Source organism: Actinocatenispora comari, from assembly GCF_017312725.1.
Classification (GTDB): Bacteria; Actinomycetota; Actinomycetes; order Mycobacteriales; family Micromonosporaceae; genus Actinocatenispora; species Actinocatenispora comari.
The window spans coordinates 80,465-90,833 of record NZ_BOPO01000124.1; the positions used below are offsets into that span (position 1 = coordinate 80,465).

Consider the following 10,369-nt stretch of genomic DNA (forward strand, 5'->3'; position numbering starts at 1 on the left):
GGTACTCGGCACCGGCACCTGGCGCAGCCGTCCGCCCCCGCTGCGCGCTGAGCACTCGGGCGCCGCACCGGGAACTGGCGCGGTCGTCCGCCCTGCTCGCGCGGTGCGCCGAGCCCTCGGGTGGGTACCGGCACGTGCCGTGGTCGTCCGCCCAGGCTCCGGCACGTCGCCCGGGGCGCCTACGCCCAGGCAGGATCGCGGCCGGTCAGGCCGAGGACGCGGTCCAGGGCGGGCGCGTCGGCCGGGACCGCGACCTCCGGCCCGTACATGCCCATCTCCCGGCCCTGCTGCACGCCGGCGGACACCGTGTCGTGCAGGTGCGCCAGCAGGTCGGCGGGCAGTTCCAGCCGTTGCCCGGTCGCGACCGCCAGGTCCCAGCCGTGTACGGCCAGCTCGCCGACGATCATGTCGCCCATCACCGGTGCGGGCAGCAGCTGCGGCGTACCCATGCTCGTCTCGCCCTGCCAGGCGCTCGGCGGCGCCCACGACGACGCGATGTCGTCCAGCAGGGTGCACAGGCGACCGCGCCAGTCGCCGGTTGTCAGGTCCACGGCGGACTCGGCGGCCGCCGGCTGCGGTACGGACTCCTTCCGCCCGGCGCCGGCGAGCGACGGACCCCAGAACAGGAGATGGTTGACGAGCGCCCGCACGTCGTAGTCGATGCACGGGGTCTTGTTGGCGAGCTGGTCGTCGGTGACGGTGCGGGCGACGGCGGCCATGGCCCCGGCCGCGGTGGACACGTGTGACATGGCGACGACGCTAGGCGCCCCGGAGCGGGGGGTATTGAACAAAGGCGACATAGACTGGGCCGGGTGGCGCGGGATGTTCGTGAGCTGGGGAGCGCCTGGACCAGGTACCAGCGGCACGCGGTCCACCAGCCGTCGCCGGCGCTCGCGCCCTGGGTGGCGCGCTACTGGGAGGCTCGCTGGGACTACCCCGAGCCGTACCGGCAGAAGATCGTGCCCTATCCGAACGTGCACCTGTCGTTCGGCCGCGGCCGTGCGGACGTCCACGGTGTGCGCAGCGGCCACCAGCTGACGGTCCTCGAAGGCCGCGGCCACGTCTTCGGCGTCGCGTTCCGGCCGGGCTGCTTCCGCCCGTTCCTCGGTGCGCCCGTCGCGACGATCACCGACCGCGTCGTGCCGGCGACCGAGCTGTTCGGCCCGGACCTGCCGACGACGCTCGACGTGCCGACCGTGGAAGCGTTCCTGCGCGGACGGCTGCCGGACGACGACCCTCGGGCCCGGCAGGCGGTGGCCGCGGTCGAGCGGATCGCCCGGGACAGGACGGTGACCCGGGTCGAACGCCTCGCCGGCGAGCTGGGGCTGAGCATGCGCGGATTGCAGCGGCTGTTCGCCGAGCACGTCGGCGTCGGCCCCAAGTGGGTGATCCGCCGGTACCGGCTGCACGAGGTGACCGCGCGGATGGCCGCCGGTGCGGAGATCGACTGGGCCGCGCTGGCGGCGGACCTCGGCTACGCCGACCAGGGCCACTTCATCCGCGACTTCAGGAGCATGTTCGGCGAGCCACCGAGCTGGTACGCGCAGCGATATTAGTGGCGGTTCGGTACGGTCCGAGCGCTCCGCGGCGCGGGATGATGAGTGCATGACTGACGAGGCATTCGTTCCGGTACCGGGCAGTCGGCGCGGCGCCGCACTGCCGCACGCGCAGGAGTCCGGCAGGCTGGACGACGCCGAGCGGTTGGAGACGACGCTGGTGCTGCGCCGCCGCTCGCCGCTGCCGGCGGAGCTGGTGACCGGGTCGGCGACGGTGACCCGCGCCGAGTTCGCCGACCGGTACGGGGCGGATCCGGCCGACGTCGAGGCGGTCCGCTCCGCGCTGACCGGGCAGGGCCTGGAGATCGTCTCGGTCGATCCGGCCAGCCGGCGGATCGTGGTCGGCGGCCCGCTCGCCACCCAGGCCGCGGTGTTCGGCGCCCGGCTGTCCCGGATGAGCGCGCCGAACCCGTTCGACGGCGGTACGGTCGCCTACCGGCACCGGGAGGGTGAGCTGCGGCTGCCCGCCGCGCTGGCCGGGGTGGTCACCGCCGTGCTCGGGTTGGACGACCGGCCGCAGGCCCGCGCCGCCTTCCGGGTGGCCGCCGCCGAGGCGACCACCGCGTCGTTCACGCCGCCGCAGCTCGGCACCGTGTACGGGTTCCCGACCGACGTCGACGGCACCGGCCAGACGGTGGCGATCATCGAGCTGGGCGGCGGGTTCGCGCAGGCCGACCTGGACGCGTACTTCGGCGAGCTGCAGCTGACGCCGCCGACGGTCACCGCGGCCGGCGTGGACGGCGGGCAGAACCGGCCCGGCGGCGATCCGAGCGGCGCCGACGGCGAGGTGCTGCTCGACATCGAGGTGGTCGGCGGCCTCGCCCCCGGCGCGCACCAGATCGTCTACTTCGCGCCCAACACCGACCAGGGCTTCCTCGACGCGGTGAGCACCGCGATCCACGCCGACCCGACGCCGGTCGCGGTGTCGATCAGCTGGGGTGCCAGCGAGGACCAGTGGACCGAGCAGGCCAGGACCAGCTTCGACCAGGCGCTGGCCGACGCGGCGGCGCTCGGCGTCACGGTGACCGCCGCGGCCGGCGATGGCGGCAGCGCGGACGGCGCCACCGACGGCACCGCGCACACCGACTTCCCGGCGTCCAGCCCGCACGTGCTGGCCTGCGGCGGTACCAGCCTGACCGCGGACGCGTCGACCGGCGCCGTGCGGGCCGAGACGGTGTGGAACTCCGGGTCCGGTGGCGGCGCGACCGGTGGCGGCGTGAGCACCGCGTTCGACCTGCCGTCCTGGCAGCAGCAGGTCGGCGTGCCGGCCGGGCCGAACGGTGGCGCCGGCCGCGGGGTGCCGGACGTGGCCGCCGACGCCGACCCGGCCACCGGCTACCGGGTCCGGGTGGACGGCAAGGACCTGGTGATCGGCGGTACCAGCGCGGTGGCGCCGCTGTGGGCGGCGCTGCTCGCCCGGCTGGCGCAGCGGGCCGGCCACGGGTTCGGCCTGGTGCAACCCACCCTGTACGGGACGACCGCCGCCGGTGCGGTCGCCCCGGGCTTCCGGGACGTCACCACCGGCGGCAACGGCGCGTACGAGGCGGGCCCCGGCTGGGACGCCTGTACCGGCCTGGGGGTGCCCACCGCCGCCCTGGCCGACGTGCTCACCGCCAGCGGCGCCGGCACCCCGCCCGGCGCACCGACCGGTCCTGGTTCGCCCACCCCGCCTGGTCCCGCCGCGACGGCCGGCGCCGCCTGACCTGACGAGGCACGGGTCGCCCGGCTCCGCCTGCGCATGCCGCGGCGGGTGCCCGCCGGCCAGTGCCGGCCCAGGCCCGCGCGGTCCCGCCTGTGTGCCGTTCGGCCGGGCGGGTGTTGCCGCCCGGCGGCGGGCAGGTCAGTGGTCGGCGACGAGAGACAGGTTCACGCGGGCCGGCCGGGCGTCGGCGACGAGGCCGATCAGCCGCGCCGTGGCGCGGGCCAGGGTGGTCAGGCTGCGCAGTTCCGACTGGTGGAAGGACGGTGCGTTGCGGCGGCCGGCGAGCAGCGCGTGTTCCCGCCCCAGCGGTACGACCGCGAGCCGGGTGCCGTCCGCGGCGGTCGAGGTGTGTGGCCGGACCTCCCCGAGCGGGCCCGGCGCCAGCCGCGGTGCCCGCCAGCTGGCCCGGACGATGCGCCCGCTCGGCACCACGAGTGCGGCCGCCCAGTGCGCCGCGACCACCCGTGGCGCCGCGTCGACCAGTACCGGCAGGGCCCGGTGCGGTGCCGCGAGCGTCTCGGCCAGCGCCTCCAGGCCCAGGTCGAGTTCCAGCGAGTCGCTGGCCTGCCAGCAGCCCTCGAGGCGTACCCCGGGGATGCCGGTGAGCAGCCGGGCCGCCGCGGCCGGCAGCATGGCGGCGGGCAGCGCGACCAGCACGTCGGCCACGGCCCGGCCCGCCGCGCGGTCCAGCGCCCGGATCTGCCGGATGTCCACGCCGCCGGCGCCGAGCGCGGCGGCGAGCCGGCCCAGCGTGCCGGGACGGTCCGGCATTCGGACCCGCAACCTGGTCGGCATCACGACGCTCCCTCCGACGGCCGGTGCCCTCGGTACGCAGCGTGGCGGGCCGATGTTTCGGGTCCGTTGAGCGGCGGTGAAACCCGGCGACGAGCCGGGTCCGATCGCGCGATGGGGCGTGGGGCGGGCGCCGCGTTGCGTACCGTTGATCCACGGCCGTTGCGGGCGGTCGATCCCGGCGGCCACGCACCGCCCGCGCCGCGCAGCCGAACGGAGGCGAGGGGCACCCGCGATGACGCTGCACGAGCTGTACCTGGTGGTGCTCGTCGGCGGATGCGTGGTGGTGGCGAGCATCGCGGCGGCCCGGCTGGTCAGCCGGGTCGGCCTGCCGGTGCTGCTGGCGTTCCTCGCGATCGGGCTGGGCCTGGGCGAGGACGGCCTCGGGGTGCAGTTCTCCAACGACCAGATCGCGCAGGCGATCGGGATCGGCGCGCTCGCGGTGATCCTGATCGACGGCGGCCTGTCGACCGACTGGCGGCTGATCCGGCCGGTACTGGGCCGGGCGGCGGTGCTGGCCACCCTCGGGGTGGTGGTCAGCGTGCTGGTCACCGCGGTCGGCGCCTGGCTGCTGCTGGGTGTCTCGGTGCAGCTTGCGCTGCTGCTCGGCGCGGTGGTGGCGTCGACCGACGCGGCCGCGGTGTTCTCGGTGTTGCGGGCCTTGCCGCTGCCGCACCGGATCGCCGGGCTGTTGGAGGCGGAGTCGGGGTTCAACGACGCACCGACGGTGATCCTGGTGCTGGCGTTCACGGTGCCGATCGATGCCGGTACGCCGGTGCGCGCGCTGGTCTCGCTCGCGTACGAGCTGGGGGTCGGGGCGGCGATCGGGGCCGCGGCGGGCTTCCTCGGCGCGCTCGGGTTGCGCCGGCTGTCGCTGCCGTCGTCCGGGCTGTACCCGCTGGCGACGTTCGCGATGGGACTGATCGCGTTCGCGGCGGCCGGCGCGGCGCACGCCAGCGGGTTCCTCGCCGCGTACCTGACGGCGATCATCCTGGGCAACGCCGGCCGGTCGCACCGGCACGCGGTCCGCTCGTTCGCGCAGGGAATGGGGTGGATCGCCCAGATCGGGCTGTTCGTGTCGTTGGGACTGCTGGTGTCGCCGACCGAGCTGCCGGCGGTGATCGTCCCGGCGCTGGTACTCGGGCTGGTCCTGCTGCTGGTGGCGCGGCCGGTGTCGGTGCTCGTGTCGCTGCTGCCGTTCCGGGTACCGCGTCGCGAGGCGGCGCTGCTGTCCTGGGCCGGGCTGCGCGGGGCGGTGCCGATCGTGCTCGCCACGTTCCCGGTGGTGGCCCACGTACCGGGCTCGGAGCGGCTGTTCAACGTGGTGTTCGTGCTGGTCGTGGCGTTCACGCTGGTACAGGCGCCGACGCTGAAACCGGTGGCCCGGCGACTCGGCCTGGTGTCCGCGGACGCCACCCGGGACCTGGAGATCGAGTCCGCGCCGCTGGACGTGCTGGACGCGGACCTGATCCACGTGGTGGTGTCGCCGCGGTCCCGGCTGCGCAACGTGGAGATCTGGGAGCTGCGGCTGCCGGACCCGGCGGTGGTGACGATGGTGATCCGGGCCGGCCGGGCGTTCGTCCCGGACCGGCGGACCCCGATCCGGGCCCGGGACGAACTGCTCGTGATGACCACCAACCGGGTCCGCCCGGACGTGGAGCGCCGGCTCACCGCCATCGGTCAGCGCGGCCCGCAGGCCGGCTGGCGCGACCCGGACCGGCGCGGCTGACCGCGACCGGCGGGCGCTGCTCCCACTTGCGGTCTTTCGCAGCCGCGGACCCGCCGCGGCCTCGCTGACCGGCAAGCGTCGCGGGGTGCGGCCGGTTTCTGTGATCATGGGGGGATGGCCGTCCAGGCGCGGCGGTTCGAGCTGTCCGCACCGGACTGGATCGTCGAGCTGGTGCGGTTGAAGCCGGCTGCCATCTCGTGGCTGGACGTGCTGCGGATGGCGATCTCCATCCCGGCCCCGCTCGCGGTGTTCCTCGCGGTGGGCGCGCCCAGCCTCGGCACGTTCGCCGGCATGGGCGCGATGGCCACCGCGCTCGCCGACCGGGGCGGCCCGCTCCGGTTCCGGCTGTCCCGGCAGGTCGGCGTCGGGTTCGCCGGCGCGGTCGGCCTCTACGTCGGCCACCTCGCCGTCGGTACCGGCTGGGTGGCGGTGCTGGTGGTCGCCGCGGCGTCGCTGGTCTCGGCACTGATGTCGGTGATCAACGCCGCCGCGTCGACCGCCGGCCTGCAGCTGCTGGTGTACGTGGCGATCGCGTCCGGGCTGCCGCAACCGTTCGCGCCGTGGGTGATCCCGGCGCTGTACCTGGTCGGCGCGTTGTGGGCGCTGCTGCTTTCGGTACTGGTGTCGCTGGTCGGCGGGGTCCGGACGCCGGAGCGCGAGGCGGTGGCGGCGGTGTACCGGTCGATCGCCGACCTGCTCGCCGACACCGGTACCGACCGGGCGGTCGCGGCGCGGCAGGCGGTCACCGACGCGATGAACGCCGGCTACGACGCCCTGCTCTCGGTACGGTCCCGCTCGGCCGGCCGCAACCCGACGTTCCGGGAGCTGGCCGCGCTGCTCAACGCCGCCACCCCGGTCACCGAGGCGGCGGTGACGATCGCGCACCTGGCCAAGCCGGTACCGGCGGAGATCCCGGCCGGCATGCGCGCGGTGGCCGAGGCGATCAGCGAGGACCGGCCACCGCCGCCGATGCCGGAGTCGTTGCAGCACCCCGACACGTACCGGCTGCGGGCGCTGCGCACCGGCATGAACGACGTGCGCGAACTGCTGAAACCCGACCACGAGGCGGTGTCCACGGCGCCGCTGCTACCGCCGCCGATGCGGGAGCGGCTGATCCGGTGGAGCGACACGATCCTGACCGGCCCGGCCACCTGGCTGTACGCGATGCGGCTGGTGCTGTGCATGTCGCTCGCCGAGGCGCTGCGCGGCGTGCTGCACCTGGAACGGTCGTACTGGATCCTGCTGACCGTGGCGATCGTGCTGAAACCGGACTTCGGCTCGGTGTTCGCCCGGGGCGTGCAGCGCGCCGTCGGCACCCTCGGCGGCGTCCTGATCGGCGCTGCGCTGCTCGCGATCGCGCCGAACGGCGCCTGGCTGCTGCCGTTCATCGCGGTCGCCGCCGGCGTGCTGCCGATCGTGATGGGCCGCAACTACGGCATGTTCGCGATCTTCCTGACCCCGCTGGCGTCGCTGCTGATCGACTTCAGCACGCACCAGGGGCCGTCGATCGTGGTCACCCGGCTGATCGACACCGCGACCGGGTGCGCGGTGGCGCTGGTCTTCGGGTACCTGCTGTGGCCGGAGACGTGGCGGGTGCACCTCGGGCCGCAGGTCGCCGACGCGGTGGACGAGCTGGCCGACTACCTGCGGGCCGCGTTCGGCACCGACGTGGGTGCCGCCCGGCGGCAGCGCCGGCGTACCTACCGGACCATGTCCGACGTGCGGACCTCGTTCCAGCGCAAGCTCGCCGAGCCGCCGCCGGTCAGTACGCGCGCCGCCGCGTGGTGGCCGATGATCGTGGAGCTGGAGTACGCGGTGGACGCCACCACGGCGGCGGCGATCAAGTCCCGGGACGCGGTACGCACCGGGTCCGGTCGGCCGCCGGCCGCCGACGCGGTCAACCTGCTCGTCGCCGACGTCCGGGACCTGGCCGGGGCGCTGCGCGACCGGCGCTCGCCGGACGAGATCCCGTCCCCGGCCGACGAGGCGCTGCAACCGATCGCCTCCCGGGTACGCACCGCCCGGCGGGTCGCCGCCGGCCCGGAGCCCGCCGACCGCTCCCTCGGCCACGTCTGACCGAACACGACGGCGCCGCCCGGGGATGCCCCGGGCGGCGCCGTCGTGTCGGTACGGGTTACTTCGGCGTGCCGGTCTCCAGGTCGCAGACCTTCCAACCGGACTCGTCGACGACCTTCCAGGTCACCGGCAGGGTGGTGGAACGACCGTTGTACGAGAGCTTGAGGTCGTTCTTCACCTCGGCGTTGTCGCCGCTGCGGCTCGACTCGGTCGGCGTGGTCCAGTCGACCGACACCTGGGTGGAGCCGCTGCGGAACTGCTTCTGGACCTCTTCCGGGTCCGCGTCGGTGGTGTGCTGCTCCTTCTCGCAGAGCATCGCCTTGGCGGTACTGGCGTCCTTGTCCTTGAACACCGCGGTCAGGTACTTCTGCACCGCCGTGGCCGGATCGCTCGCGCCACCGCTGCCGCCCAACGCGACGACCAGCACGATGATGAGGATGATGATCAGCGCCAGCCCACCGCCGCCGGCGCCGAGGATGATCGGCAGCTTCGACTTCTTCGGCTGCTGCGGGACCGGCGGCATGCCGCCGTAGCCGGGCTGCCCCGGCTGGCCGTAGCCGGGCTGGCCGTACGCCTGGGCCGGCTGGCCGTACGGGTCGGGCGCGGCGGACGGCTGCCCGTACGGCGCGCCGCTGGGCTGGCCGTAGGGCTGGCCGCTGGCCGGCGGCTGACCGTACGCGGGCTGGCCGCTGGCCGGCTGGCCGTAGGGCTGGCCGCTCGCCGGCGGCTGGCCGTACGGGTCGGGCTGGCCGTACGGCTGACCGCTCGCGGGCGGCTGGCCGTAGGGCTGCTGGGGCTGGCCGTAGGGCGGCTGCTGACCGTAGGGGTCGTTGCCGCCGGGCTGGCCGTACTGGCCAGGGGGATAGGTCACGAGGGTCTCCGCGGGTCGCAGTCTTGCCTGGGATTCGATTACTTATCGTGGCCGACGCGGGCAAGTGGTCGGCCGTGGGGGTGGTCGATCAGTCCGATTCGACGAGTTCCGGCACCACCGTACGCAGCGTGTCCAGCGACAGGGCGCCGGCCCGCAGCAGCATCGGCGGCTCCTCCGCGCAGTCGACGATCGTCGACGGCACCGCCTCGCCGCCGGGCCCGGCCTCCAGGTACACCGAGACCGCCGAACCGAGCTGTTCCTGTGCCTCCTCCGCCGTGGTCGGCGGGGTCTTCCCCGGCAGCGATGCGCCCACCACCACCATCGGGCCGGTCTCGCGCAGCAGTTCCAGCGCCACCGGGTGCAGCGGCTGCCGCACCAGGAACGTGCCGTCGGTGTCGCCGATGTCCCACGCCAGGCTCGGCGCGTGCTCGACGATCACGCTCAGCTCACCCGGCCAGTACGCCTCGACGAGCTCCCGGGCCGCCTGCGGCAGCACCAGGACCAGCCCGTCCAGGGTCTGCTGCGAACCGACCATCACCGGCGACGCGACGTCCCGGCCGTGATCCTTGAGGCGCCGCAGCTCGGCCACCGCGTCCTCGTCGAACGCGTCGGCACCCAGCCCGTACATGGTGCCGGTGGGGAAGACCACCAGCTGGCCGGACTTGACGGCCTCCACCGCGGCGGCAATGCCCTGGTCGCGCTCGGCCAGGGTGCGGCAGTCGTAGCTCATCACGTCACGGAGTCTCCCACGCCGACGCCCCGGGAGGGAACCTGCTGGTACGGCGTCACACCCGGCGCCGGGGCAGCGGCGGGGTGAGGCGGCCGGCGCGACGGCGCACGGTGATCGCGCCCGGCAGGTACACCGGGCCCTGGCCGTGCCAGTCGGTCAGCAACGCGTCGAGCGCGGCCACGTGCCCGGCGGTCAGGTCGGTGCCCGGCGCGCCGAGCCGCCGCGCGTACGCGTGCAGCGCCCGGGTGCGGAGCGCCCGGTGCGCCGCGGCCAGCTCGGCCACCGCCAGCCCGTCGTCCTTGTCCACAGTGGACAGAAGCGCGTCGGCCTGCTCGTCCAGCAGCGCGGTGTCGGCCGCCACCAGCTCCGCGGTGCGGGCCAGGTTGCTGCGGAAACCCTTGCCCAGCAACGATTCCAGCTCGTCCAGCGCGGAGCGCAACCGGGATCTCGCGTACGCCGGGTCGGTGTTGTGCGGGTCCCGCCACGGCGCCAGGCCGAGCTGGTCGCACGCCGCCACCGTCGTCGCCCGGGGCAGCCCGAGCAGCGGGCGACGGTACCGCCCGCGCACCGCCGGCATGCCGGCCACGCCGCGCGGGCCGGCGCCGCGCGCCAGCGCGAGCAGTACCGTTTCGGCCTGGTCGTCCCGGGTGTGGCCGAGCAGCACCGGCGCATCGTGGCGCGCGGCCGCCTCGTCCAGCGCCGCGTACCGCGCGGTGCGGGCCGCCGCCTCCGGGCCGCCGGCCGCGCCCACCGTCACCGTCGCCACCTCCACCGGTGCCAGCCCCGCGGCGCGCGCCCACTCCGCCAGCTCCGCCGCCCGGGCCGCCGAACCCGGCTGCAACCCGTGATCGACCGTCACCAGCCCGGCCCGCAGCCCCGCCCGCGGCGCCACGAACGCGGTCGCCGCCGCCAG

9 protein-coding genes are annotated in these 10,369 nt (G+C 75.1%); 4 read left to right on the forward strand and 5 right to left on the reverse strand.

The window, feature by feature from the left end; all coding sequences use genetic code 11:
• Positions 1-179 precede the first annotated feature (179 nt).
• On the reverse strand, positions 180-749 hold the full coding sequence (locus tag NUM_RS29620; protein ID WP_207128209.1) for a TIGR03086 family metal-binding protein: 570 nt from the start codon (positions 747-749) through the stop codon (positions 180-182).
• A gap of 63 nt (positions 750-812) precedes the next feature.
• Between NUM_RS29620 and NUM_RS29625 the strand changes: the two genes are divergently transcribed.
• Together NUM_RS29625 and NUM_RS29630 are read left to right on the forward strand one after the other, a co-directional pair.
• Positions 813-1,556, forward strand: coding sequence for an AraC family transcriptional regulator (locus NUM_RS29625; RefSeq protein ID WP_207128210.1), 744 nt, complete (start codon positions 813-815; stop codon positions 1,554-1,556).
• 49 nt (positions 1,557-1,605) lie between these two features.
• Positions 1,606-3,258, forward strand: coding sequence for a S53 family peptidase (locus NUM_RS29630; RefSeq protein WP_207128211.1), 1,653 nt, complete (start codon positions 1,606-1,608; stop codon positions 3,256-3,258).
• A gap of 138 nt (positions 3,259-3,396) precedes the next feature.
• On the opposite strand, the gene NUM_RS29635 is transcribed toward NUM_RS29630, so the two are convergent.
• A complete protein-coding gene (locus NUM_RS29635; protein ID WP_207128212.1) occupies positions 3,397-4,053 on the reverse strand; it encodes an ACT domain-containing protein in 657 nt (218 codons plus the stop codon).
• A 232-nt stretch (positions 4,054-4,285) separates the two neighbouring features.
• On the opposite strand from NUM_RS29635, the gene NUM_RS29640 reads away from it, so the two are divergent.
• Together NUM_RS29640 and NUM_RS29645 are read left to right on the forward strand one after the other, a co-directional pair.
• Positions 4,286-5,779, forward strand: coding sequence for a potassium/proton antiporter (locus NUM_RS29640; protein WP_207128213.1), 1,494 nt, complete (start codon positions 4,286-4,288; stop codon positions 5,777-5,779).
• Between the two features lie 114 nt (positions 5,780-5,893).
• Positions 5,894-7,855, forward strand: a complete 1,962-nt coding sequence (locus tag NUM_RS29645; protein WP_207128214.1) for an FUSC family protein — start codon at positions 5,894-5,896, stop codon at positions 7,853-7,855.
• Between the two features lie 58 nt (positions 7,856-7,913).
• On the opposite strand, the gene NUM_RS37470 is transcribed toward NUM_RS29645, so the two are convergent.
• The 3 genes from NUM_RS37470 to tilS all read right to left on the reverse strand — a co-directional run.
• Positions 7,914-8,726, reverse strand: a complete 813-nt coding sequence (locus tag NUM_RS37470; protein WP_225918935.1) for an Rv0361 family membrane protein — start codon at positions 8,724-8,726, stop codon at positions 7,914-7,916.
• Positions 8,727-8,814: 88 nt separating this feature from the next.
• Positions 8,815-9,456, reverse strand: coding sequence for an L-threonylcarbamoyladenylate synthase (locus tag NUM_RS29655; protein WP_030449529.1), 642 nt, complete (start codon positions 9,454-9,456; stop codon positions 8,815-8,817).
• Positions 9,457-9,511: 55 nt separating this feature from the next.
• The coding region (tilS, locus tag NUM_RS29660) for a tRNA lysidine(34) synthetase TilS (RefSeq protein ID WP_207128215.1) at positions 9,512-10,369 on the reverse strand (858 nt) is incomplete at its 5' end.

What these genes read in the sequence shown, in the direction of transcription:
- NUM_RS29635 (WP_207128212.1), bottom strand. Translation starts at nt 4,053, where the DNA reads ATGCCGACCAGGTTGCGGGTCCGAATGCCGGACCGTCCCGGCACGCTG.
- NUM_RS29630 (WP_207128211.1), top strand. Translation starts at nt 1,606, where the DNA reads ATGACTGACGAGGCATTCGTTCCGGTACCGGGCAGTCGGCGCGGCGCC.
- NUM_RS29655 (WP_030449529.1), bottom strand. Translation starts at nt 9,456, where the DNA reads ATGAGCTACGACTGCCGCACCCTGGCCGAGCGCGACCAGGGCATTGCC.
- NUM_RS29620 (WP_207128209.1), bottom strand. Translation starts at nt 749, where the DNA reads ATGTCACACGTGTCCACCGCGGCCGGGGCCATGGCCGCCGTCGCCCGC.
- NUM_RS29640 (WP_207128213.1), top strand. Translation starts at nt 4,286, where the DNA reads ATGACGCTGCACGAGCTGTACCTGGTGGTGCTCGTCGGCGGATGCGTG.
- NUM_RS29645 (WP_207128214.1), top strand. Translation starts at nt 5,894, where the DNA reads ATGGCCGTCCAGGCGCGGCGGTTCGAGCTGTCCGCACCGGACTGGATC.